Origin of the sequence: Streptomyces sp. NPDC051322 (genome assembly GCF_040689485.1) — a bacterium.
Taxonomy (GTDB): domain Bacteria; phylum Actinomycetota; class Actinomycetes; order Streptomycetales; family Streptomycetaceae; genus Streptomyces.
Map to the genome: position 1 here is coordinate 282,649 of NZ_JBFBAK010000004.1, position 25,485 is coordinate 308,133.

Genomic DNA, 25,485 nt, shown 5'->3' on the forward strand with positions numbered 1-25,485 from the left:
CCCGGAGCCGCCGGGGAAGTCACGCATGCCCCGGAGGGCTTCGGGACAGCCGCCCACCCCACCAAGGAGCCATGGATGCCCACGCCTGAGCTGCCACCGCCAGAGTCGAGCCTGCCAGAGGCCGCTTCCCCCTTCGGGGCGCACGTACTCGCTTCCGCCGCGGCCCGCGCCTGCGATATCAAGGCCGCCACGGGCGGCCCACCCGGCGCGCCTCCCCTGCCCGCCCCGCCTGCGGTGTCCGCGCCCGCCCCGCCTCCTCTCGAGACCCCCGTAACCGAGGTACCGGCACCGAGCGCCGACCTGGAACGGATCCTGCGCGGCCCCAGCGGCCTGGGCACGGCGGGCCTGCGCCTGAGCCTGCGGGAAGAGCCGCCGACGCCTTCCGACCCGCCGGCAGATACGGCCGAAGGCGTGCCCGTCCCGGGCCTTTACTACCACCCGGTGCCCGAGCCCGACCCGGTACGGGTCGAGGAGGTCAGCCGAAGGATCAAGTCCTGGGCATTGGATGAGGTCACCCTGTATCCCGAGGACTGGGAGGAGGAGTTCGACGGCTTCTCCGTGGGCCGCTACATGGTCGGCTGCCATCCGGACGCGCCCACCGTCGACCACCTGATGCTCGCCACACGCCTGATGGTCGCCGAGAACGCGGTGGACGACTGCTACTGCGAGGACCATGGGGGCTCGCCCATCGGCCTCGGCGGACGTCTTCTGCTGGCGCACACCGCCCTCGACCCCCTGCACACAACGGAGGAGTACCAGCCGCAATGGGCGAAGTCACTCCATGAGGACGCGCCTCGGCGCGCCTACCGCTCTGCCATGGAGTACTTCGTCCGGGCAGCCAGCCCTTCCCAGGCGGACCGGTTCCGGCACGACATGGCCCGGCTGCACATGGGGTACCTCGCCGAAGCAGCCTGGGCTCAGCTGGATCACATCCCGGAGGTGTGGGAGTACCTGGCGATGCGCCAGTTCAACAACTTCCGTCCCTGCCCGACCATCACCGACACCGTCGGCGGCTACGAACTGCCGGCGGACCTGCACGCCCAGGCCGCCATGCAGAAGGTCATCGCTCTCGCGGGGAACGCGACGACCATCGTGAACGATCTGTACTCGTACACCAAGGAACTCGACGCTCCAGGGCAGCACCTGAACCTTCCCGTCGTGATCGCCGAACGTGAGGGCCTCTCCGACCGGGACGCCTATCTGAAGTCGGTCGAGGTCCACAACGACCTCATGCACGACTTCGAGACCGAAGCCTCGGCCCTGGCCGCCGCCTGCCCCGCCCCGCATGTGCAGCGCTTCCTACGGGGCGTGGCCGCATGGGTCGACGGCAACCACTACTGGCACCGGTCCAACACCTACCGCTACAGCCTGCCCGATTTCTGGTAAGAGAATGGACTCATCTGTGACCAACACCGAGCTCACCTCCACCTCCACCCGCCTGCGCATCCCCCGCCCGGCGACGCCCTACCAGGGGGACATCGCCCGCTACTGGGACGGGGAGGCCAGGCCCGTGAACCTGCGTCTCGGCGATGTCGACGGCCTCTACCACCACCACTACGGCATCGGTGAAGTGGACCACGCCGCACTCGGCGACGCCGAGGACGGCGCAAGCGAGAAGAAGCTGATCGCCGAGCTCCACCGACTGGAGTCGGCGCAGGCCGAGTTCCTCCTGGGGCACCTCGGCGACGTCGGGCCTGACGACACGCTGGTGGACGCCGGCTGTGGCCGCGGCGGCTCGATGGTGATGGCGCACCAGCGCTTCGGATGCAAGGTCGAAGGTGTCACGCTGTCAGCCAAGCAGGCCGACTTCGCCAACGGTCGTGCCCGCGAACTCCGTCTCCAGGACCACGTCCGCGCCCGCGTCTGCAACATGCTCGCCACGCCCTTCGAGACCGGGTCGGCCGCGGCCTCGTGGAACAACGAGTCGAGCATGTACGTCGACCTGCAGGACCTCTTCGCCGAACACTCCCGCATCCTCGCGGTCGGCGGTCGCTACGTGACCATTACCGGCTGCTGGAACCCGCGGTACGGCCAGCCCTCGAAGTGGGTCTCGCAGATCAACGCGCACTTCGAGTGCAACATCCACTCACGCCGGGAGTACCTGCGCGCCATGGCCGACAATCGCCTCGTGCCACAGGCCGTCGTCGACCTCACCCCCGACACTCTGCCCTACTGGGAGCTGCGGGCCACGTCGTCGCTGGTCACCGGAATCGAGGAGGCGTTCATCAACTCCTACAAGGACGGGTCCTTCCAGTACCTCCTCATCGCGGCGGACCGCGTCTGACGTCTTGACGGCCGGGAGGGCCCGCTCCGACGGAACGTGCCCTCCCGGCGTAACGGTGCCGCCGGGGTCAGCCCGCCTTCGGCGGCTTCTGCGCGTCGAAGGCGAAGACCGTGTTCTTGGCCGCGGCCACGATCACCGCACGCCCCGCGAGGGTCACGCGCGGGCTTGCGCCCTGCTCGCCCGTCAAACCATCGGCCTGCGGGTCTGTCGTCCACAGGGGTGCGCCATCGTGCGGCGACAGCGCGACCACCCGGCCGGTGGCCGAGCTGAAATACAGCGCGTCGGCTCCCGCAACGGGACCCGACGCCCCCTCCACGCCCGTCTGCCGCGACCACTTCTTCCGGCCGGTCGCGGGGTCCAGCGCTGTGACGAGACCGGTCTGCCCGCTCACGTAGACGGTGCCGTCCGCCATGCCGGGCGTCCCCGCGTAGGTCTTGCCCAGTCGTGAGTACGTGACCTTCCGCGACGCCGGATCGACCCGCGCCACCCCGTCGTAGCCGACCAGCGCCGTTCCCTCCCTGTGTTCCTGCAGCAGTACGAGCCTGCCGTTGCCGACGCCCATCGGCACGGCGGGGCCGTTGACCGCGAGGGGCCCGCCCAGTGTCCCCGAGGCGCGGTCGACCGTGTACAAGGTGGGGTGGCGCACGTCTGAGGCATCCACCTCCGCATCCGTCGCGCACATCGCGAAGAGCCGTGGGCCCGCCGAGACGGGAGCACACTGCGTACCCGCGGGGAACGACGTCCTCCAGGTGACCTCACCGCTGTGCGCGTCCCGGGCATCGAAGCGGGAGTTGGAAGCGTCGACCGTCACGACGGCGGAGCCGATCACCACGGCGTCCCGAGTCCGACCCGTGACGGCCGTCGACTGGGCGCCGGACGGCACGGACCACAGCTCCCGACCGTTGTTCGCGTCGATGGCCACCACCTCGCTGGGAGGATCCTGCGGGGAGCCCTCGGCGGCGAAGCGGTAACCGAGCACCGTGTCGTCGGTGGCGCCCACCAGGTGCATTCCCTGGACGGGGACGCCCGGACTCTTCGCCGTCCACACCCGCGAGCCGTCCCGGGCCCTGATACGGGCCGCGACAACACCGCCGCCCCCGCAGAACAGCGCGTCGCCGTGCGCGACGCAACGCAGCTCGTCGGGGATGTCCGCGCGACCACCCTGCACGGTCTTGCGCCACGGCGCGAAGCCGTCCGGAAGTGCGCCACCCGGCGCCGCGACGCTGTTGCCCTTGTCGCCACCGCTGTTCCCGCCGAAGCCGCCCGCCTTCAGCGCGCCGACTCCCCCGCCGATCGCTGCCACTGCCACCGCGGCCGCGAGCACAGGCCGCCATCGGCGACGCAGTCGGCGGCCGATGGAGGTGCCCGTGCTCCCGGTGTCGGGACCGGCCGGGGCGGCAGGCGTGACGAAGTGATGCTGGGTGATCACGTCGCGGGTGCGGCCCGGGTCGACCCCGTTCGGGTCGGTCCCACCGAGGTCGGCCGGCAGGTCCCGCAGCAGCACGAGGAGTTCGTCCGCCGAGGGGCGCTCCTCGGGCTCCTTGACCAGGCACGACTCGACGACCGCACGCAAAGCCACCGGCACGGCACCCAGCGACGGCTCCTCGTGCACCACCTGATACGCCGTCATGTAGGGGCTGTCCGCGTCGAAGGGCCCGCGGCCCGTCGCCGAGTACACCAGCAGCGTCCCCAGCGAGAAGACATCGGACGGCGGCCCCACACCGCGCGGAGCCTGCAACTGCTCCGGCGACATGAAGGGCGGCGTACCGATGACCCGCCCTGTCATCGTCAGCGTCTGCTGGTCCGCGGCGCGCGAAATGCCGAAGTCGATGACGCGCGGGCCCTCGGCCGAGAGCACGACGTTCGAAGGCTTCAGGTCACGGTGGACGACCCCTACCCGGTGGATGTCGCGCAGCGCCTCAGCCAGCCCGATGGCGAGCCTCCGCAGCTCCGCTCCGTTCAGCGGGCCCTTCGTGGCGATGCGCTCGGCGAGCGTGTGCCCCTCGATATAGGTCGTCGCCATCCACGGCTGCTCGGCCTCAGGGGCAGCGTCGACCACGGCGGCGGTGAACGCGCCGCTCACCCGCCTCGCCGCCGCCACCTCCTGCCGGAAACGGATACGGAACTCGTCGTCCCCCGCGTACTGCTGGTGAATCAGTTTGATCGCGACAGGTCGCCCCGAGCTCGTACGGGCCAGAAAGACCGTGCCCATGCCACCCGAGCCGAGCCGCGCCTCAAGCGGATAGCCGCCGATCTCGGCTGGATCACCTCCGCGCAGCGACACTCTTCCCGCCCTCCCGTTCCCCGTGCACCTCTGCCACCACGGCCCTGCGTACCTGTCCTGCACACAAACTAGCCGCAGGGCAGTACGGCAGAGCAAAGCGGGTGACGAACAGGGCGCCCAGGGTTGCTCCTGCGCCGCACCGACGAAGCCCCGCCAAGGGCACAGAACCTGTGGCGACCCCGCAGTTGTGCGCATTCATCTATATGGACAGAATTCAAGAGACCGCTCTATTGACGCGGTCACGGCAAGTCCTTACCGTCTGAGAAAGCGCTTTCCCCCGTCTGTGACGGCCCGCCCCGTTCAAGCTGTCGAATAGCTCCTCCGCAGCGGAGGAGCTGCCGCAGACAGGGACCAGTTCGTGTGCCGGCTCTTCCGTCGCCGGACCCAAGTCACACCCTCCGACGGCACGGACCACGGACACCGCACACCCCCCACAACGAATCCGGAGACAAGCGATGCAATCGAGAGCCGCAGTAGCATCCGTCAGCCTGCTGGCCGGCGCCCTCCTCACGCTGTCCGGCAACACGGCGCGGGCCGTGTCGGTTCACGGCGACCACAGCGACGCCCTGCCCGCGGCCGTCGGCGCGGTGAAGGCGGCGGGCACCGTCCTCTACGTCGCGCCGAACGGCAAGGACAGCGCGGCCGGAACACAGTCGGCCCCGACCACGCTCACCTCAGCGATCAGCCGTATCACCCCCGGCGGCACGATCTACCTGCGCGGCGGGACGTACAACTACTCCTCCACGGTCATCATCCCGGCCGGCAAAAACGGCACCTTCAGCGCCCGCACCACCCTGTCCGCCTACCTGGGCGAAAAGCCGGTGCTGAACTTCTCGGCGCAGAGTGAGAGCTCGTCCAACCGGGGCATTCAGCTCAACGCCAACTACTGGCACCTGTACGGCTTCACCGTCCAGCACGCCGGCGACAACGGCATCGCCGTTGCCGGCAGCAACAACGTCATCGAGCGCACGGTGACCGCCTACAACCGCGACACCGGCCTGCAACTGGGCCGGATGGCCTCCAGCACCCCCAAGGCCGACTGGCCTTCCAACAACCTCATCATCAGCTCCGAATCGCATGACAACTCCGACTCCGACGGCGAGGATGCGGACGGTTTCGCCTCGAAGCTCACCACGGGGACCGGGAACGTCTTCCGCTACGACGTGTCCCACAACAACATCGACGACGGCTGGGACCTCTTCACCAAGACCGACACCGGCCCCATCGGTCCGGTGACCATCGAGTACTCCCTCTCCTACGGCAACGGCACCCTCAGCAACGGCACCCAGAACAAGAACGGTGACCGCAACGGCTACAAGCTCGGCGGCGACGACATCAAGGTCAACCACATCGTCCAGCACAGCATCGCCTACATGAACGGTCACCACGGATTCACCTACAACAGCAACCCCGGCGCGATGTCCATCTCGAACAACGCCAGTATCAGCAATGGTGAGCGCAACTTCTCGTTCGACGAGGGCAGTTCAGTGTTCCGCAACAACACCTCGTGCCGCAGCGGCAGCGGCTCCAACGACAAGGTCGTCGGCAACGCCGACAGCTCCAACCAGTTCTGGACCGGCACCAACGGGTCCCGCTGCTCCTCCTACACCGGCGCTCTGGGCTGGTCCTTCGCCTCCGACGGCCACCTCGCCGTGACCTTCGGAGGCCAAGTGGTGACGCCGTAAGCGAACCGGTCGCCCGAAGCGCAACATCCTCGAAGAGAGCACGTCAGCAGAAGCAAACGCCGAGCATCGAAGCCGAACGAGGAGCCAAGAATGCAAAGAAAAGTCGCACTGCGACTCCATGCGGCGCTGGCCACGATGGCCCTGGCGGCCGCGACCGGTGCGGTTCTGTCGATGCCCGAGGCATCGGCGGCGACCAGTGGCGCCACCGGCTACGCGGCCCAGAACGGCGGCACCACCGGCGGTTCGGGTGGGCAGACAGTACGGGCCACCACGGGAACCGCGATCAATGCGGCTCTGTGCAGCCGGGCCAGTAGCAGCACACCGATCACCATCCAGGTCGAGGGAACCATCAACCACGGCAACACCAGCAAGGTGTCGGGCAAAAGCTGCAGCACCGCCGACGACGTGATCGAGCTCAAGCAGATCAGCAACGTCACGATCACCGGGGTCGGCGACGGCGCCGTCTTCGACCAGCTGGGCATCCACATCCGCGAGGCCAGCAACATCATCGTCCAGAACGTCACCGTCCGGAACGTCAAGAAGTCCGGCTCCCCCACCTCCAACGGCGGAGACGCCATCGGCATGGAGAGAAACGTCCACAACGTCTGGGTCGACCACGCCACCCTCGAGGCATCGGGCGGGGAGGACGAGGGGTACGACAGCCTCTTCGACCTGAAGGACAACACCCAGTACGTGACCCTGTCCTACAGCATCCTGCGCAACTCCGGCCGCGGCGGCCTCGTCGGCCACAGCGACAGCGACCTGTCCAGCAGCTTCATCACGTACCACCACAACCTGTACGACAACCTCGACTCCCGCGCACCCCTGCTACGCGGCGGCACAGCCCACATCTACAACAACTATTACGTGGACCTCAACAAGTCCGGTATCAACTCCCGGGTCGGAGCCCACGCCAAGGTGGACAACAACTACTTCAAGGACTCCAAGGACGTCCTGGGCACCTTCTACACCGACAAGACCGGTTACTGGCAGGTCAGCGGCAACGTCTTCGACAACGTGACCTGGTCCAGCCCCGGCAGCGAGAACTACCCCGCCGGCCCCAACCCCCAGTCCAACACCACGGTCAGCATTCCGTACTCCTACAGCCTCGACAAGGCCAGTTGCGTGCCCGGCATCGTGAGCCGGACGGCAGGCGCCGACAAGGGTCTGCGGGTCTCGGACGGCAGCTGCCAGCCGTAGGGCCCGCGGACGTCGTAGTCGGTAAGCGGCCGCACCGATCGCAGCACGTCCACCTTGCGGCCAGGAGCCGCCGCTCGCCGAGGGTGAGCGGCGGCTCCTGGCCGGGAGGTCGGTGCCGTGCTGGTCGCGCTGGGCGCCGGCCCACTCCCGGTACCGCTCGCGGTCCCAGTCCTCCCGGCTGGCGGCCGTCAAGCCGAACCGGTCGTCGATGTGTCCCGCCGCGTGCAGGGCGGCCAGCGCGGGCAGGAGGTAGCGGCCCGTGAGGTCACCCGTCCCACCGAAGACGACGAGTCGTCGGATGGTCATCGGGAAGCGCCCTTCGCCCGTTCGAGATTGACTCCGCCGGCCGGCGCGATGCCCTGTCAACGAGCTCTCGGCCCACTCCCGACCGCACGTGGAGAAGTAATGGGCAATCCGGTGGTTGCGGAAGCTGACGGCTCGTCGTCGAGTCCTGCCGCTCGTGCAGACCTGCGTATGGCGCACGCCCTCCTGTGGCCGGTCAGACTCGGCTACGCGCCGCTGGGCGCGGTACTGCTCGAGTCTGTCAATCCAGCGGTGCGACTGGGGCGTTGACGGTTACTGGGGGTCCGCTGAGAGCCTGCCGTCGAGGGCGTTGAACGGCGGTCTTCCCGCGCATGGTCCGGCGGCCCTCGCCCTTGGCTGTGGCGGCGAGCGGCATGATCGCCGTGTAGACGCACTTCAATGGAAAGCAGGTCGTCCAGGAGCTGGGAGGGACCCCGCGCCAGGGAGCACCCGGCGCATCTCGCTCAGCGGCCCGGACGCACAGAGCCGCGCAAGCCCCCGCGACGTTCGGATCGTTCGCGCCGTCGCCGACAAGCCAGGAGTTCTCCTGGGCGTGACCACGAACATGGTATGGACCTGCCAAATCAACGGCGCTACTGTGAACCCGCCATACCGTGAGAGCGCTCTCAGTCTCTGCCCTTCGCACCCCCACCGAACTTCGGCTCGACGAAAGGCAACTACCTTGAGAAAAGCAACAGTTCTTCGCGCAGTGCTTTCGGCAGGCCTTCTCCTGACCGCCACGACCGTCGGGCTCACCGAAGCGGTGGCTGACGGCACGTCCACGCCTTCCCCTGTCAGCGCCGCCCGCCAGGCCCCTGCCTCGGACGATCTGCTGAGTGCCATGCAGCGCGACCTCGGGCTCACTCGAACCGAGGCGGTCGGCCGGCTCGCCGCCGAGACGGCGGCACGCCAGGTCGAACGCAGCGCCAAACGTGCGGCGGGCCACTCGTACGGGGGGTCATGGTTCGACGCGACGAGCGGAAAGCTCGTCGTGGCCCTCACCCGGACCGGCCCCCGGAAGGCCGTCGAGGCGACCGGCGCCCGGGTGACGCTCGTCCAGCACAGCGAACGGCAACTGAACTCGACGATGAAGCGCGTCAACGCCCTTCATGCGCCCGTCGGGGTGGCCGGCTGGCACGTCGACCCTCGGAACAACTCCGTCACCCTCGACGTCGTCGCCGCCCACAATCAGGACAACGATGTCCGCAGCTTTGTGGCCCGAGCCCGCAAGGCTGGCCCAGTCACCGTGAGCCAGACCGACCACACTCCTCGCACCCTCGCGGCCGGCACCGTGGGAGGCGATCCCTATTACACGGGCAACGTGCGCTGCTCCATAGGCTTCTCCGTGTCCGGCGGTTTCATCAGCGCCGGGCACTGCGCCCAGCCCGGCGCCGCCGTCTACGGCTGGGACCACACCTACATCGGCAACTTCCAAGGCTCCTCCTTCCCGGACAACGACTACTCCTGGGTCAACGTCGGCAGCGGCTGGTGGACCGTGCCAGTCGTACTCGGCTGGGGAACCGTCCCCGACCAGCTCGTGCGCGGCTCGGCCGAGGCACCCATCGGCGGATCCATCTGCCGCTCCGGATCGACCTCGCACTGGCACTGCGGCACCGTGCTGGCCAAGAACGAAACCGTCAACTACAGCGAGGGAGCGGTACACGAGATGACCAAGACGAACGTCTGCGCCGAGCCGGGCGACTCCGGTGGCTCGTTCATCAGCGGCGACCAAGCGCAGGGCGTCACCTCCGGCGGCTGGGGCAACTGCAGCAGCGGAGGCGAGACCTGGTACCAGCCGGTCAACGAGATCCTGAACCGTTACCACCTCACACTCACCACCGCGTGAGGTGACCGCACGCGCTCCAGGCCGCGCCGCCCTCCGCCCCCGAACGGTGGCCGGCGCGGCTCGCACGGACCCCTGAGGTCCGCCTCGGCCCGTGCCTGCCATCCGGTTGCGCCCGGTCGCCTGGCGGGCGTCAAAGTTCCCCCAACTCCTTGCGGCAACAAACCCATACCCCCAGGAGTCCGTTGTGCTTTCCCGCCGTGCCCTTCTCACCGCCGCGGTGGCCACCGCGGCCGCTCTTCCCCTGGCCACTGCCGGCACCGCCACCGCCGCCGCCCGCTCGGGGCCGAGTGTCCTCGCCGCGTCTCTCCCGATCGTGCTCGCGAACAACTCGGGCAGCTCCGCACCGGTCTACGCCTACATTTCCGGCGCCGACACCTCCGGCTGGCCCGGCTTCGTCACCGCGGACGGGGGCTTCCACCGGCTGCCGAGCCCGTCCTCGGTCCTGACCCCGGCGCCGGACTACGCCATCCCGCTCGGCGCATCGGGTTCCGCGCCCACCCGTCTGACCCTCGGCGACTACGTGATCGGCGGCCGCGTCTGGTTCTCGACCGGGCGCAAGATCCAGTTCTTCGTCAACCCGCCGGGCGGCAACGGTGGCGTCCCCGGTCTGGTGCAGCCCGGCTTCACCAGCTCCGACCCCAACTGGACCACCGGCTGGACCTTCTGCGAGTTCACCTACAACGCGGCGAACCTGTACGCGAACATCAGCTACGTCGATATGGTCGCCATGCCGGTCTCCATGGCCACCACCGGCGCCGCCGGGAACCAGTCGGTGCCTGCGCTGCCCTCGGGGGCCCTGGCTATCATCGCCTCCGGGCTGCGAGCCCAGCACGCGGCGGACGGGGCGCCCTGGGACCAACTGGTGGCGACCGACTCCTCGGGCACCGTCCTGCGCGTGCTGGCGCCCTCGCACGCGCCGGTGGACTTCGGCTCGTACTGGAACCCGTACCTGGACCGGGTGTGGGACTACTACCGCACCCACACCCTCACCGTGGACGGGCAGGGATCGATCGGCGCCTACTCGGGGACCGTCACCGGCGACGTGCTCACCTTCTCCGGACTCAACACCAACGGCGTGCTGTTCACCAGACCTTCCGCGGCCGACATCTTCGGCTGCGCGAGCGGCCCCCTGTACAACTCCGGCGCCGACGCCCGCTCCGCCGTCGCAGCCCGCCTCGCCGCTGCCCTCAACCGCTCCGACCTCCTGGTCTCCGGCGGCGATTCCCAGCCGAACGGTGTCACACCCGCCCAGTACTACACGGAGTCGACCACCAACCACTACGCCCGCCTGGTGCACCAGTACGCGAGCATCGGCTACGCCTTCCCGTACGACGACGTCGGCCCCACCGGCGCGGCCCCGGTGGACGGTCACCTCCAGGACCCGGCCCCCACGTCCTGGTCCGTCACCCTCGGCCCGGGCAGCGCATCGACGAACCCACCGGGCGGCGGCGGAACAAGTGCGTACTCCACCATCCAGGCGGAGGACTACGCCGCCCAGAACGGCACCCAGACCGAGACCTGCACCGACACCGGAGGCGGCCGCGACGTGGGGTACCTCGCTGCCGGGGACTGGCTGAAGTACGCCTCGATGGACTTCGGCCCCTCCTCCCCCGCCCAATTCTTGGGCCGGGTCGCCTCGGGTGCGGCCGCCGGCGTCAGCGGCGCGATCCGGGTTCGCGTAGACAGCCCCACCGGGCCGCAGATCGCCGAGATCGACCTCGGCTCCACCGGCGGCTGGCAGACCTGGCACACGGTGCCGGCCAACATCACGCGGGCGGTGACCGGCGTGCACGACGTGTACCTCACGTTCGCGGAGAGCACCGCGGATTTCGTCAACGTCAACTGGTTCACCTTCACCCGCTGACCGTCACCTCAGCCCCGCCATGGAAGGGCGGGAGGACCGCGATTTCGAGCTGTGTCGGCGGGGTCGAATCTGCCGGTCCGGCTCGTCGCGCAAGCGGTCCTCCGGCACCAGCCGCTCAGCGTGCGGGACGACCTGCGAAGCGTCCGGGCCTACGGAGCGGGCCAGGCACACGGCGAATCTCTCTTGACGAGACCCCTCACTTGGTACGGCCGGAAATCACTCCTGCGGTCGAGACGTCGTACCTAACCTGCAGACCGTCCCGACCAGCAGTTCCGCACCGGCTTGGGAAACCACTCCGCGGCACACCGCTTCTCGTCGACTATGTCCACCTCCTGATCCTTTGCGCAGGCGAGCGGCCCGACTGTCTGCCTTCTCCGGTATGGCGTGCCGGGCCCCTCGCCGCCGCAGGCAATCGCGGCAGGGGCCATTGCTTCAGCCCTACCCGGCACGCATCCGCGACTGGTTGCGCCAGGGGCGCCGCCAGCCCCATGCACGCACTTTCATCAGACTTCCTTCACGCAATGGTCACAAGTTTCGGTATGCTCCAGCACCTCTATCCGCACCATTGAGGGGGGAATCCTCATGAACGCCCGCCACGCCCTTGCCACCGCCGCGGCTGCCGCTTCAGTCATCGCGCTCAGCCTTGTGGCCGCCGCTCCTGCGCAGGCTGCCGAGTACTCCTCCGCCCTGAAGATAAAGGGCGTGCAGTACGACGCCCCGGGCAAGGACTCCAACAAGTGCTCGGGTGGCAACACCAAGAACGAGTACCTGACGATCAAGAACTACTCGCGCACGTCGACCGTCAACCTGAAGGGTTACGTCGTCAAGGACGCCGTCGGCAACAAGTTCACCTTCAAGGCGTCCCACTACCTGCAGCCCGGCGACTACGTCAGCCTGCGCGGTGCACACGGCACCGATTCCGACGCCAAGAACGTCGTCTACCGCCAGAACTGCAACTTCATCTGGAACAACGACAAGGACACCATCTACCTGTACAAGCCCACCGGCGCCCGCGCCGACGTCCACTCCTACACCAAGAAGTCCAACGACCGCGACGGCAACGGCTACATCACCTACCACGGCTGAGCAACCGGTACCTAGCGTCGTGGAGGTTGGGCACCTGTCCATCTTCCTGCCCAAACTCCACGACTGCAGGAGCGGAGCGGGCCGATCACCGCGCCGAGACCCACCTGACACCCCGATACCTGCTCGACCTGCAGTTACATCTGACTGCCGGAACCGTCGCATCGCGGCCCTCAGCAGCTCCGCGGAGCGGATGGTGCGGAAGCCCCGCGAGGCAGCCGGCAGCCCAGCCGATGGGCAGAACTGCGTCCGTCGGATGTAGGGGCCCACGAGCAACATCCCGGTGATCACCACGCCCCGAACAGCTCGACGACGAAACGGCTCAGTAGTGGGTCATCCCGGCTATCCAGGAAGAGTTCGGGTCAGGCGAGGAAGCTCAGCCGCACCTGACGGTTGGCATTGTCGACGTTCGTGTCCACCAGACACACCGACTGCCAGGTGCCCAGTTCCAGGCGGCCGCCGATCACCGGAAGCGTCGCATGCGGGGCCACGAAGGCGGGCAGAACGTGGTCCCTGCCGTGTCCGGGGCTGCCGTGGCGGTGCTGCCAGCGGTCGTCGGCGGGCAGTAGTCCGTGCAGCGCGCTGAGGAGATCGTCATCACTGCCCGCCCCGGTCTCGATGAGGGCGATACCGGCCGTGGCGTGCGGGACGAAGACATTGAGCAGGCCGTCGCGGCCCGCCGCCGCCTCCCGCAGAAACTGCTCGCAGTCCCCGGTCAGATCGGCGACCCGCTCGGCCGCTCCCGTGTCGATGTGCAGAATGCGTGTGGTGAAGCTGTCGTCCGGCATGCGCACCATTTTCACTCCCGAGCGGCGGAAGCGCGCGTCTGTTGTCCCATTGGGCCGGAGATCTCCGGCGGGAAGATCTCACCCTCCCGGCCCGTTGGGTGACGTGTGAACGAGTTTGCGGCACATCCGGTGGACGTGGTGGTCATAGGCGCCGGGCAGGCAGGACTGTCGGCCGCGCACCATTTGCGACGTGCCGGGATGGTCCCGGACCGCGATTTCGTGGTGCTCGACCATGCACCGCGACCGGGCGGCGCCTGGCAGTTCCGCTGGCCGTCGCTGACGTACGCCAAGGTCCACGGCATGCACGCCCTGCCGGGCATGGAGCTCACCGACGCCGACGGCAGCCGCCCGGCATCCGAGGTCATCGCGGCGTACTTCACTGCGTACGAGGACACCTTCGACCTTCGCGTGCACCGGCCGGTCGAGGTGTCGGCGGTGCGGGAGGGGGACGGCGGTCTGCTGCTGGTCGAGACGTCACGGGGCGTATGGCCGACCCGCGCGGTCATCAATGCGACGGGGACCTGGGACCGGCCGTTCTGGCCTCGTTATCCCGGCCAGGAGACGTTCGCCGGGCGCCAGTTGCACACCGCGGACTATCCCGGTCCGCAGGAATTCACCGGACAGCGGGTGGTCGTGGTGGGCGGCGGGGCATCGGGCACGCAGCATCTGATGGAGATCGCCGAGGTCGCCGCGGACACCACCTGGGTGACGCGCAGGCCTCCGGTGTTCCGGGAGGGTCCGTTCAACGAGGAGTGGGGGCGGTCCGCAGTCGCTCTGGTCGAGGAACGGGTGCACCGGGGCCTGCCGCCGCAGAGCGTGGTTTCGGTGACCGGGTTGCCGGTGAACGACGCCGTCCGCGCCGCCCTCGCCAACGGCACACTCGACCGGCTGCCGATGTTCGACCGGATCACCCCCGAGGGAGTGGCCTGGGCCGACGGACGCAGCGTGGCGGCCGACGTCATCCTGTGGGCCACCGGTTTCCGTGCGGCCATCGACCATCTGTCCCCGCTGAAGCTCCGGGAGCCCGGCGGCGGCATCCGGATGGAGGGGACCAGCGCCGCACGGGACGAGCGGATCCACCTGGTCGGTTACGGGCCTTCCGCGTCCACAATCGGCGCCAACCGGGCGGGACGGGCCGCTGTTCGCGACATCAAGCGTCTGCTGGACCGGGCTCCGGCGCCCGCCTGAACCGGACAGACGAACAGGGGATCGCCTGTTCCCCCGAACGCGTGAGCGTACGAGGTTCCGTTGCTTTCTCACCATCCGGAGCTGGATGCTTACGGTGCGCAAGCGACGGGCTGCAGACCGTATGTGCGCAGTCCCACTGATGCACCACGCACAAGGAGAAGCACCACATGAACTTCCTCACCAACCTGCTCGCCGGCGTCGTCCACTTCGTGGGTTGGCTCATCTGACACTCGTCTCGACCGGCGCCGTCGCTTCCCGTCCCACGGGAGCGGCGGCGCTGCCGTGTGGCCCGGCTGCGCCCGGGCCGTCGGCAACGGGCTCACACGGTGGGGGTCAGCTCACTGTCCCGGCGCACCAGGGCCGCGTATCGGCCGTCCAGGGCGAGGAGTTCCTCGTGTGTGCCGCGCTCGGCGATCCGGCCCTCGTCCAGCACGATGATCTGGTCGGCGTCCCTGACCGTGGAGAGCCGGTGCGCGATGGTGATGGTGGTCCGGCCCGCGGAGAGTCCGTCGATGGCCTGCTGGACGGCGAATTCGGTGCGGGTGTCGAGCGCGCTGGTCGCCTCGTCCAGGACCAGCACCGGTGGGTCGCGCAGGATCGTACGGGCGATCGCCAGGCGCTGCTTCTCACCGCCGGAGAACCGGTAGCCCCGCTCGCCGACCAGGGTGTCGTATCCGTCGGGGAGTGCGGCGATGTGGTCGTGGATCTGGGCCGCTCGGGTGGCTTCCTCGAGCTCCGCGTCGGTGGCGTCCGGTTTGGCGAAGCGCAGGTTGTCCGCGACGGAGGCGTGGAAGAGATAGGTCTCCTGCGAGACGACGCCGACGGCGCGCGCCAGCGTGGCGAAGTCGAGTTCGCGCACGTCGACTCCGTCGAGGGTGACGTGGCCACCGGTCACGTCATAGAGCCGGGGCAACAGGTAGCTGAGGGTGGACTTGCCGGATCCGGTGGGTCCGACGACGGCCAGGCTGCCCCCCGCAGGCACCGCGATGTCGATGGCGTGGAGGGTGCGGCCGGACTTCTCGTCGTAGGCGAAGTCGACGTCCCGGAAGCGCACTTCACCGCGGACCTTGTCGAGCCGCGCCGGGTTCTCCGGTTCGGTGATGTCCACCGGCAGGTCGAGGTACTCGAAGATCCGCTGGAAGAGCGCGAGTGAGGTCTGCATCTGCACGCCGGTCGACAGCAGACTCACGGCAGGCCGGAAGAGTCCCTGCTGGAGCGATACGAAGGCGACGAGCGTGCCGATCGAGACGGCGGGGCCGCCGGCCTGGAGCGACAGGCCCGCCGCCCAGTAGATGACGGCCGGCATGGCGGCCATGACGATGCCGATGGCCGACATCCGCCAGCGTCCGGCCATGCTGGAGCGCACCTCGAGGTCGACGAGCTGCTCGGATTCCTCGGCGAAGCTCCGGGTGAGCGAGTCGGCGCGGCCCATGGTGCGGCCGAGCAGGATGCCGCTGACCGACAGCGACTCGGTCACCGTGGCCGCCATCGCCGCCATCTGCTTCTGCCGCTGGGTCGTGATTTTCTTGCGCTCCCTGCCGACCCTGCGGCTGATCCAGACGAACACCGGAAGGAGCAGCAGGGAAACGACGGTCAGCCGCCAGTCGAGGGCGAGCATCGCCACCACCGTGGCGATGACTGCGGTGAGGTTGGAGACCAGGGAGGTCGCGGTGGAGGTGACGGTCGCCTGCATGCCGCCGATGTCGTTGGCGATGCGGGACTGGACCTCTCCGGTTCGCGTCCTGGTGAAGAACGCGAGTGGCATCCGCTGGAGTTGGCCGTAGACGGCTGTGCGCAGGTCGTGCATGACCCGCTGGCCGACGGTGGTGGAGATCAGGGTCTGCAGGACACCGAAGACGCTGTTCACCACCGCAGTGGCGATCATGCCCAGGGCGAGCAGGCTCAGCAGACCCGTGCGGCCCTGCGGAATCGCGGTGTCGAGGATGGCACGGAGCAGAAAGGGCGAGGCAACCGAAACCAGCGACGACGCGCCGACCAGCAGCCCGACGAGCGCCAGGCGTGCGCGGTACGGGCGGAAGAGCCGGAGGATGCGCCGCAGCTCGGCGGGCGGCTGGCCTGCTTCGCGGGGCGGGGGCGTCCAGTTGATGCGGTCGGGGTTCATGAGCTCCTTCGGAGGGGTCCGGTACATGTCTGCGTGGAGCATAGCTCACTGTTACCTATACTCACAATGCACTGCGTCCTGATATTGTTCCGGCATGCAGCCCTCCTCCTCCGGTCCCCCCGACGCCGACGCGCTGCTGGCCGAGCAGCTCTTCCGGGTGACCCGGAGGCTTTTCCGTATCCACAAGCAGCATCTGGCACCGGTCGGGATAACACCCGCGCAGTCCCGGCTGCTGCGCACCGTGTCGCACTGCGCCGAACCGCCGCGGATGGCCGATCTCGCCCATCGTCTGGAGGTGGTGCCGCGCGCCGTGACCAGCCTCGTCGACGCGCTGGAGGAGAGCGGCAGCGTCCGCCGTGTCCCCGATCCGACCAACCGCCGGGTGGTGCGGATCGAGCTCACCGACAACGGCCGGGCCACTCTGCGGGCGTTGCGCGACGCGCGCAGGATTGCCGCCGAGGAGATCCTGGCACCGCTGTCGCCCGAACAGCGCGAGACGCTCGGCGAGTTGCTGTCCACGCTGATGGACGGGGCACCCGTCCATCGAAACGGCGACTGCCCGCCGACATCCGAGCATTAAAATCGATTGCCCCGACCGGTGGTGAAGCGCGAACCTTGCACGGTTTGAGCCAACCTCCGATTCCTGGGACGCCATGCAGATCCGCGATCTTCCTTATCCAGATCCAGGCGAACCCGACGTCCGGTCAGGTCCACGTTTTCTCTACTGGCTCGGGCGCAACCAGCTCACCGGGCAGCTCAAGTCGCTCTCCTGGGGGTTGCTGAGCCAGTGCGGGATCGCGGGTCTTCCGCTGGCTGTCGGCTTTGCCGTCCAGGCCGTCATCGACCGGTCGGGCAGTCGCCTGGCCCTGTCCGGTGGGCTGATGGTGCTGCTCGGCGCAGTGATCGCGCTCGGGGACACCATGCTGCACCGGACCGCCGTCACCAACTGGATCACCGCCGCGGCCCGGGTCCAGCAACTACTGGCCCGCCGGACCGCCGAACTCGGTTCGGCGCTGACCCGCCGGGTGGCGGCCGGTGAGGTCGTCGCCGTCTCCACCGGTGACGTGGAGAAGATCGGCTGGTTCGTGGAGGCGGTCTCCCGCTTCCTCGCCGCCGCCGCCGCGCTGGTGATCATCTGCGTGGGTCTGGTGCTGTACCTGCCCTCGCTGGGCATCGTGGTGGCGCTCGCCATGCCGGTGCTGGCCCTCTCCGTCCTGCCGCTGCTCTCCCGTGCCACCGCGCGGGCGGACATCCAGCGGGAGAAGGCCGGCCGGGCCACCGAGCTGGCTTCGGACACCGTCGCCGGTTTGCGGGTCCTGCGCGGAATCGGCGGCGAGGAACTCTTCCTCGGCCGTTACCGGCGCGCCTCGCAGGAGGTCCGCGAGGCCGCGGTGCGCAGCGCGCGCATGTGGTCGCTGATCTCGGGGATCCAGGTGCTGCTGCCGGGGCTGCTGCTGATCGGGGTGGTCTGTTACGGCGCGAAGCTCACCGGCGAGGGACGGATCGAGGTCGGCCAGCTCGTCACCGTCTACAGCGCGGTGGCCCTGCTGCTCTCACCGTTGCGGCACTTCGAGGAGATCGCCATGGCGTACTCCTTTTCCCGGCCCTCGGCGAAGCGGGCGGCACGGGTGCTGGCGCTGGAGCGCACCTCCTACGAGACCACTGCGGACGGCGCCCCCGCCGGCGACCTCTACGATCCGGCCACCGGGCTGCTTGCACCCGCCGGCCGCTTGACCGCGGTGGTGTGCGGTGACCCGGACGCGGCGGGAACCCTGGCCGAGCGCCTCGGCGGGCACCCGCCGACCGAGGAGAAGACCCCCTCCGTACTGCTCGGCGGTGTGGCCCTGAACGACCTGCCGCTGGACACCGCACGCACCGCCGTCCTGGTACAGGACAAGGACCCGGTGCTGCTCTCCGGCACGGTGCGCGATCTGCTGGACGTACCGGCCTCCGGCCAGGTGACGGCCGATGACGCGCTGGCCGCCGCCCAGTGCGGTGACGTCCTGCAGGCGCTCGCCCAGGCGTCTGTCGACGCCGACGGCGACCCGATGCGGACCCGCATCACCGAACGCGGTCGTTCGCTGTCCGGCGGGCAGCGGCAGCGGCTCGCGCTGGCCCGCTCCCTGGTGACCGACCCGGAGGCGCTGGTACTCGACGAGCCGACATCCGCCGTCGACTCGCACACCGAGGCGCGGGTCGCGCAGGGCGTCAAGCAGTTGCGCGCCGAGCGGACGACCGTGGTGTTCACCTCGTCTCCGCTGCTGCTCGACCATGCCGATCGGGTGGTCTTCGTGCACGACGGAGCCGTCGCGGCAGTCGGTACGCACCGCGAACTGCTGCGCAGCGATCCGCACTACCGGGCGGTCGTCACCCGTGAAGCCGACGAGGAACCGGCCGGTGACGGTTCGGTAGGAGCCGGGCCGACCGGAGCAGGGCTGAGCACCGTGGAACTGACCGACGACGCGCAGGCGTTCGCAGACATCGAGGAGAGCGCATGATCGGCGTCGCGCCACCGGCGTACGACCCGGCGGCACCGCAATACGACCCGGCGGCACCGCAAACGGCGGCCACCCTGCCCGTCGGTACGCCCGCGACCGTGCGGGCCTATGTCCGCGGGCTGCTGAAGCGCCACCGCGGCGCGTTCGCCGTGCTGATCGGGGCGAACGCGATCGCCGTGATTGCTTCGCTGGTCGGCCCCTACCTGCTCGGCGGGCTGGTGGAGGACCTCTCGAACGGTACACACCAGCTGCATCTGCAGCGCACCGCGCTGGTCTTCGCGGCTGCGCTGCTCGTCCAGACGGTCTTCGTCCGTATCATGGGGCTGCGGGGCGCCATGCTCGGCGAGCAAATGCTGGCCGATCTGCGCGAGGACTTCCTCGTACGATCCGTCGCGCTGCCGCCCGGTGTCCTGGAGCGGGCCGGTACGGGCGACCTTCTCTCCCGTATCACCACGGACATCGACCGGCTCGCCAACGCGATGCGTGAGGCCGTGCCCCAGCTGGCGATCGGTGTGGTCTGGACCGGGTTGCTGATCGGTGCGCTCACCGTCACCGCGCCGCCCCTGGCGCTGGCGGTGCTGGTGGCGCTGCCGGTGCTGATCACGGGCTGCCGCTGGTATTTCCGGCGGGCGCCGTCCGCGTATCGCTCGGAGGCTGCCGGCTACGCGGCCGTCGCCGCGATGCTCACCGAGACCGTCGACGCGGGGCGGACGATCGAGGCGCACCGCCTCGGCGCGCGCCGGGTGGCCCTCTCCGACCGCCGGGTGAAGGAGTGGACTGCCTGGGAGCGCTACACGCTCTGGCTGCGTTCGGTGCTCTTCCCGGTCATCAATGTCACCTACGTGACGATCCTGGGCGCCGTACTGATGCTCGGCGGTGTCTTCGTACTGCAGGGCTGGCTCAGCGTCGGACAGCTGACGACCGGCGCGCTGCTGTCCCAGATGATGGTGGACCCCGTCGGCCTCATCCTGCGCTGGTACGACGAGTTGCAGGTCGCCCAGGTGTCGCTGGCCCGGCTCGTCGGTGTCCGGGAGATCGAGCCCGACGCCGGTGACGCACAGGTGCGTCCGGACGGGCGGGAGGTGCGCGCCGACGACGTGCACTTCGGCTACCGAGAAGGCGTCGACGTACTTCATCGGGTGACGCTGGATGTGCCACCCGGGACCCGCATGGCACTGGTCGGCCCGTCCGGCGCGGGCAAGTCGACACTGGGCCGGCTGCTCGCGGGGATCTACGGTCCGCGGACCGGCGAGATCACGCTCGGCGGTGCGGAGCTGGCCAGGATGCCGGCCGAACAGGTCCGCAAGCACGTGGCCCTGGTCAACCAGGAACATCACGTCTTCGTCGGCTCGCTGCGGGACAACCTGCTACTGGCCCGGACGGACGCGGACGAAGCCCAGCTGTGGGCGGCGCTCGGCGCGGTCGACGCGGACGGCTGGGCGCGGGCCCTCGACGACGCCCTGGACACCGAGGTCGGCTCGGGCGGACTTGCCCTGACACCGGCCCAGGCCCAGCAGATCGCGCTGGCCCGGCTGGTGCTGGCCGATCCTCACACCCTGGTGCTCGACGAGGCGACCTCGCTGCTGGATCCACGGGCGGCGCGGCATCTCGAGCGGTCGCTGGCGCGGGTGCTGGACGGGCGGACGGTGGTGGCGATCGCACACCGACTGCACACCGCGCACGACGCGGATGTGATCGCGGTGGTGGAGGACGGGCGGATCCGCGAGCTGGGCAGCCATGACGAGCTGGTGACGGCGGACGGGGCGTACGCGGCGCTGTGGAGGTCATGGCACGGGTAGGGCGCCCCGGCGCGTGCCTGTTCCGTCCCCCGCTCCCCCGGTCTCCGGCCGGAGCAGGGAACGGAACGGGCACGCAGCAGGCAGGAGCCCTCAGATGACACCCATCGCCGCGGCCGCCCCCACCCCGCCGGCCACCATGAACAGCGGCATCAGCACCTTCAGTTCCACCCAGCTCCCCGCCCGGAACCGCATGAACTTCGGCGGACCCAGCGGATACCAGTGATGGCGCCCGAGCGGGATCGGCCAGAGTATCGGACAGCCGGACACCGTCAGCGCGTCCCCGACGTCATGGACCAGCGCGCCCAGCACGATCGGCAGTCCCAGCCACATGTACGCCTGGCCGGGAGCGGCGAAGAGCCAGTCCGAACCGTTGCCCGGCTGGTCCAGCACGCCGGCCAGAATCCACGCACTGGCCGCGCCCAGCAGCCACACCAGGACATCGCTGCTGGTGCCGCGGGAGGCCCGCCACAGCAGCCCCTCGATGGCGAGCACCATGTGGACGAAGAGTATGGCGAGCACGGCCCACCGGCCGCCGAAGACCGCCGCCGCTGCGGCGCCCGCGCCGAGCAGCACCGCCCACAGCCAGGTGTGCGTCAGCGTGCGGTGTCCGCCCGACCTGCGCGGGTCGCCCTTGCCGCGGGTGGCCTTGTAGACGGCGGCTGCGATCGTGTCGACGATCGCGCAGAGCGCGTGCGACAGGGGGCCGAACGCTGTCGAGATGGTCGCTGCCTTGTGGTCCAGGTCCGGAGCCAGCGCGGCGCCCGCGCTGATGAGCGCGCCGACGACAAGGACCGGCCACGGCATGGGATGCCCGTACGCCGCGGCCGCGGCCCCCACCCCCAGCCAGGCTGCTGCCCCTGACAGTGAGTGCGCCGGTCCCATCATGGTCGTTCCCGCCCCGTTTGCTTGTGCCGAAGGCCAGTTGAGGCCTGGTCGAGAGGGCAGCGTATCTCCCGTGATCTTTCTGGCGGCAGCCGGTTCCCCTCTGGAGGCGGAAGGCAGGCAAGATGGGGGGTGTGACCCTTATCGATCAGCTCCCGCCGACCGCCGACCCCGATGCCCTGTTCGAGGCTTTCTCGTCGTGGGCGGAGGATCAGGGCATCACGCTCTATCCGGCTCAGGAGGAGGCGCTGATCGAAGTGGTCTCGGGTGCGAACGTGATCCTCTCGACCCCCACCGGATCGGGGAAGAGCCTGGTCGCGGCGGGTGCGCACTTCACCGCGCTGGCTCAGGACAAGGTCACCTTCTACACCGCTCCGATCAAGGCACTGGTCTCGGAGAAGTTCTTCGACCTGTGCAAGCTCTTCGGCACCGAGAACGTCGGCATGCTCACCGGCGACGCCTCGGTGAACGCGGACGCCCCGGTCATCTGCTGCACGGCCGAGGTGCTGGCCTCGATCGCGCTGCGGGACGGCAAGTACGCGGACATCGGCCAGGTCGTGATGGACGAGTTCCACTTCTACGCGGAGCCGGATCGCGGCTGGGCCTGGCAGATCCCGATCCTGGAGCTACCACAGGCGCAGTTCATCCTGATGTCGGCGACCCTCGGCGATGTCTCGCGCTTCGAGGAGGACCTCACCCGGCGCACCAGCCTGCCCACCTCCGTCGTCCGGTCCGCCAGCCGCCCGGTGCCCCTCTCCTACGAGTACCGGCTGACGCCGATCACCGAGACGCTGACCGAGTTGCTCGAGACGAAGCAGTCGCCCGTCTACATCGTGCACTTCACGCAGGCCGCCGCCGTCGAACGGGCGCAGTCGCTGATGAGCATCAACATGTGCACCCGCGAGGAGAAGGACAGGATCGCCGACCTGATCGGCAACTTCCGCTTCACCACGAAGTTCGGCCAGAACCTTTCGCGCTATGTGCGCCACGGCATCGGTGTGCACCACGCCGGCATGCTCCCCAAGTACCGACGCCTGGTCGAGAAGCTGGCACAGGCCGGGTTGCTGAAGGTGATCTGCGGTACGGACACGCTCGGTGTGGGGGTCAACGTCCCCATCCGTACGGTGCTGTTCACGGCTCTGACGAAGTACGACGGGACGCGGGTGCGGACTCTCCGGGCCCGGGAGTTCCATCAGATCGCGGGCCGCGCGGGCCGGGCCGGTTTCGACACCGCGGGTTTCGTCGTCGCACAGGCGCCCGAGCACGTGGTCGAGAACGAGAAGGCGCTCGCCAAGGCGGGGGACGACCCGAAGAAGCGCCGCAAGGTGGTCCGCAAGAAGGCCCCGGAGGGCTTCATCGCGTGGAGCGACAGCACCTTCGAGAAGCTGATCGCCTCCGATCCCGAGCCGCTGACCTCACGCTTCCGAGTCACCCACACCATGCTGCTGTCAGTGATCGCCCGCCCCGGCAACGCGTTCAACGCGATGCGCCGTCTGCTCGAGGACAACCACGAGCCGCGCAAGGCACAGCTGCGTCACATCCGCCGGGCCATCGCGATCTACCGCTCGCTTCTGGACGGCGGAGTGGTGGAGCAACTGGACACGCCGGATGCGGAAGGCCGCATCATCCGGCTCACCGTGGACCTGCAGCAGGACTTCGCGCTCAATCAGCCACTGTCGACGTTCGCGCTCGCCTCGTTCGATCTGCTGGATGCCGAATCGCCTTCGTACGCACTGGACATGGTCTCCGTCGTCGAGTCGACGCTGGACGACCCCCGGCAGATCCTGGCCGCCCAGCAGAACAAGGCGCGCGGTGAGGCGATCGGCCAGATGAAGGCCGACGGGCTGGAGTACGAGGAGCGCATGGAGCGGCTGCAGGAGGTGACGTACCCCAAGCCACTCGAGGAGCTGCTGGTGCACGCGTACAACGTGTACCGCACCAGTCATCCGTGGGTGGGCGACCACCCGGTCTCGCCGAAGTCCGTCATCCGTGACATGTACGAACGCGCCATGACCTTCACCGAGTTCACCTCGCACTACGAACTCGCGCGCACCGAGGGCATCGTGCTGAGGTATCTCGCGGGGGCCTACAAGGCGCTGGACCACACGATTCCCGACGATCTGAAGTCCGAGGATCTGCAGGACCTGATCGCCTGGCTGGGCGAGCTGGTCCGCCAGGTCGACTCCAGCCTGCTCGACGAGTGGGAGCAGCTCGCCAACCCCGAGGTGGAGACCGCCGAGGAGGCCGCCGAGCGCGCCGACCAGGTGAAGCCGATCACCGCCAACTCCCGTGCCTTCCGCGTGCTGGTCCGCAATGCGATGTTCCGCCGGGTCGAGCTGGCGGCGCTCGACCAGGTGGCCGCGCTCGGCGAGCTGGACGCCGACGCAGGCTGGGACGAGGACGCCTGGGGCGACGCCATGGACGCCTACTGGGACGAGTACGACACCCTGGGCACAGGCCCGGACGCCCGCGGTCCGAAACTGCTGATCATCGAGGAGGACGCGGAGCACGGGCTGTGGCGCGTCCGGCAGATCTTCGCCGATCCGAACGGCGATCACGACTGGGGCATCAGCGCGGAAGTGGACCTCGCGGCCTCCGACGAAGAGGGCCGCGCGGTGGTCCGCACGACGGCAGTCGGCCAGCTGTGAGCGGGCCGATCCGTCCACGCGGCCACGCCGTGCGCGGGGGGCCGAGCTGTGAACGTGGCCCACGCGGTGAAGGTTGCCGAGTATGAAAGTGGCCGAGTGTGAAGGTGGCCGAGGTGAACCAGGAGAACAACGCATGACGAACCCCGCCGAGCGGCTCATCGATCTGCTCGATCTGGAGCAGATCGAGGTCGACATCTTCCGCGGCCGCAGCCCGGACGAGTCCCTGCAGCGGGTCTTCGGCGGGCAGGTCGCCGGTCAGGCCCTGGTCGCTGCCGGCCGTACGACGGACGGAGAGCGGCCGGTCCACTCACTGCACGCGTATTTCCTGCGGCCCGGCAGTCCCGGTGTGCCGATCGTCTACCAGATCGAGCGGGTCAGGGACGGACGCTCCTTCACCACCCGCCGGGTCACCGCCGTGCAGCAGGGCCGCACCATCTTCAATCTGACGGCTTCCTTCCACCGGCCCGAGGAGGGCAGCTTCGAGCACCAGCTGCCTCCGTCACACCCCGTACCGGACCCGGAGACACTGCCGACCGTGGCCGAGGAGATCCGCGGTCATCTGGGGGCCATGCCGGAGACACTGCAGCGCATGGCGCGTCGGCAGCCCTTCGACATCCGCTATGTGGACCGGCTGCGCTGGGCCCCGGACGAGATCGCGGGCGCCGACCCGCGCAGCGCCGTGTGGATGCGCGCGGTCGGGCCGCTCGGCGACGACCCGCTCGTGCATACCTGTGCGCTCACCTACGCCAGCGACATGACACTGCTCGACGCCGTCCGTATCCCTGTCGAACCGCTGTGGGGGCCGCGCGGCTTCGACATGGCGTCGCTGGACCACGCCATGTGGTTCCACCGGCCGTTCCGTGCCGACGAGTGGTTCCTCTACGACCAGGAGTCCCCGATCGCCACCGGTGGCCGGGGCCTGGCCCGCGGCCGGATTTTCGACCGGGCGGGACGACTGCTGGTCTCCGTCGTCCAGGAGGGGCTGTTCCGCAAGCTGGGGGGCTGACGGGC

General features: G+C 69.1%; 16 protein-coding genes and 2 pseudogenes. 13 read left to right on the top strand and 5 right to left on the bottom strand.

What is annotated here, in order from left to right; all coding sequences use genetic code 11:
- Positions 1-75: 75 nt before the first annotated feature.
- Positions 76-1,386 carry a family 2 encapsulin nanocompartment cargo protein terpene cyclase gene (locus AB0436_RS12460; protein WP_366467764.1) on the top strand — a complete coding sequence of 437 codons (1,311 nt, stop codon included), beginning with the start codon at positions 76-78 and terminating at the stop codon, positions 1,384-1,386.
- A 16-nt stretch (positions 1,387-1,402) separates the two neighbouring features.
- Positions 1,403-2,284: a geranyl diphosphate 2-C-methyltransferase gene (locus AB0436_RS12465; RefSeq protein ID WP_366467960.1), complete on the top strand. Its 882-nt coding sequence runs from the start codon at positions 1,403-1,405 to the stop codon at positions 2,282-2,284.
- 67 nt (positions 2,285-2,351) lie between these two features.
- Here AB0436_RS12465 and AB0436_RS12470 read toward each other — a convergent pair whose 3' ends face one another.
- A complete protein-coding gene (locus AB0436_RS12470) occupies positions 2,352-4,568 on the bottom strand; it encodes a serine/threonine-protein kinase (protein ID WP_366467765.1) in 2,217 nt (738 codons plus the stop codon).
- 455 nt (positions 4,569-5,023) lie between these two features.
- Between AB0436_RS12470 and AB0436_RS12475 the strand changes: the two genes are divergently transcribed.
- Positions 5,024-6,253 carry a right-handed parallel beta-helix repeat-containing protein gene (locus AB0436_RS12475; RefSeq protein WP_366467766.1) on the top strand — a complete coding sequence of 410 codons (1,230 nt, stop codon included), beginning with the start codon at positions 5,024-5,026 and terminating at the stop codon, positions 6,251-6,253.
- A 90-nt stretch (positions 6,254-6,343) separates the two neighbouring features.
- Positions 6,344-7,444: pseudogene (locus AB0436_RS12480) on the top strand (pectate lyase); the annotation flags it as partial.
- Between the two features lie 150 nt (positions 7,445-7,594).
- Here the strand turns inward: AB0436_RS12480 and AB0436_RS12485 are convergent.
- Positions 7,595-7,759: pseudogene (locus AB0436_RS12485) on the bottom strand (glucose-6-phosphate dehydrogenase); the annotation flags it as partial.
- A gap of 679 nt (positions 7,760-8,438) precedes the next feature.
- On the opposite strand from AB0436_RS12485, the gene AB0436_RS12490 reads away from it, so the two are divergent.
- From AB0436_RS12490 to AB0436_RS12500, 3 genes are all read left to right on the top strand, one after another.
- Positions 8,439-9,602 (top strand): S1 family peptidase, encoded by a 1,164-nt coding sequence (locus tag AB0436_RS12490; protein ID WP_366467767.1) that lies wholly within the window; start codon positions 8,439-8,441, stop codon positions 9,600-9,602.
- 184 nt (positions 9,603-9,786) lie between these two features.
- Entirely contained in the window at positions 9,787-11,466 is a 1,680-nt protein-coding gene (locus tag AB0436_RS12495; RefSeq protein ID WP_366467769.1) for a beta-1,3-glucanase family protein, read from the top strand.
- A 582-nt stretch (positions 11,467-12,048) separates the two neighbouring features.
- Entirely contained in the window at positions 12,049-12,552 is a 504-nt protein-coding gene (locus AB0436_RS12500) for a lamin tail domain-containing protein (protein ID WP_366467770.1), read from the top strand.
- Between the two features lie 359 nt (positions 12,553-12,911).
- Here AB0436_RS12500 and AB0436_RS12505 read toward each other — a convergent pair whose 3' ends face one another.
- On the bottom strand, positions 12,912-13,337 hold the full coding sequence (locus tag AB0436_RS12505) for a YjbQ family protein (protein ID WP_366467771.1): 426 nt from the start codon (positions 13,335-13,337) through the stop codon (positions 12,912-12,914).
- A gap of 105 nt (positions 13,338-13,442) precedes the next feature.
- On the opposite strand from AB0436_RS12505, the gene AB0436_RS12510 reads away from it, so the two are divergent.
- On the top strand, positions 13,443-14,525 hold the full coding sequence (locus AB0436_RS12510) for an NAD(P)-binding domain-containing protein (protein ID WP_366467772.1): 1,083 nt from the start codon (positions 13,443-13,445) through the stop codon (positions 14,523-14,525).
- 319 nt (positions 14,526-14,844) lie between these two features.
- Here AB0436_RS12510 and AB0436_RS12515 read toward each other — a convergent pair whose 3' ends face one another.
- Positions 14,845-16,647 (bottom strand): ABC transporter ATP-binding protein, encoded by a 1,803-nt coding sequence (locus AB0436_RS12515; RefSeq protein WP_366467773.1) that lies wholly within the window; start codon positions 16,645-16,647, stop codon positions 14,845-14,847.
- Between the two features lie 94 nt (positions 16,648-16,741).
- On the opposite strand from AB0436_RS12515, the gene AB0436_RS12520 reads away from it, so the two are divergent.
- The 3 genes from AB0436_RS12520 (at position 16,742) to AB0436_RS12530 (ending at position 20,944) form a co-directional block, all read left to right on the top strand.
- A complete protein-coding gene (locus tag AB0436_RS12520) occupies positions 16,742-17,227 on the top strand; it encodes a MarR family transcriptional regulator (protein ID WP_366467774.1) in 486 nt (161 codons plus the stop codon).
- Between the two features lie 73 nt (positions 17,228-17,300).
- Positions 17,301-19,145, top strand: coding sequence for an ABC transporter ATP-binding protein (locus AB0436_RS12525; RefSeq protein WP_366467775.1), 1,845 nt, complete (start codon positions 17,301-17,303; stop codon positions 19,143-19,145).
- Positions 19,142-20,944, top strand: a complete 1,803-nt coding sequence (locus tag AB0436_RS12530) for an ABC transporter ATP-binding protein (protein ID WP_366467776.1) — start codon at positions 19,142-19,144, stop codon at positions 20,942-20,944. The genes AB0436_RS12525 and AB0436_RS12530 overlap by 4 nt, the downstream gene beginning before the upstream one ends.
- 90 nt (positions 20,945-21,034) lie before the next feature.
- Here the strand turns inward: AB0436_RS12530 and AB0436_RS12535 are convergent, their stop codons facing one another.
- On the bottom strand, positions 21,035-21,829 hold the full coding sequence (locus AB0436_RS12535) for a metal-dependent hydrolase (protein WP_366467777.1): 795 nt from the start codon (positions 21,827-21,829) through the stop codon (positions 21,035-21,037).
- A 131-nt stretch (positions 21,830-21,960) separates the two neighbouring features.
- Between AB0436_RS12535 and AB0436_RS12540 the strand changes: the two genes are divergently transcribed.
- Positions 21,961-24,474, top strand: coding sequence for a DUF3516 domain-containing protein (locus tag AB0436_RS12540; RefSeq protein WP_366467778.1), 2,514 nt, complete (start codon positions 21,961-21,963; stop codon positions 24,472-24,474).
- Between the two features lie 133 nt (positions 24,475-24,607).
- Positions 24,608-25,480, top strand: coding sequence for an acyl-CoA thioesterase II (locus tag AB0436_RS12545; protein ID WP_366467779.1), 873 nt, complete (start codon positions 24,608-24,610; stop codon positions 25,478-25,480).
- Positions 25,481-25,485 lie beyond the last annotated feature (5 nt).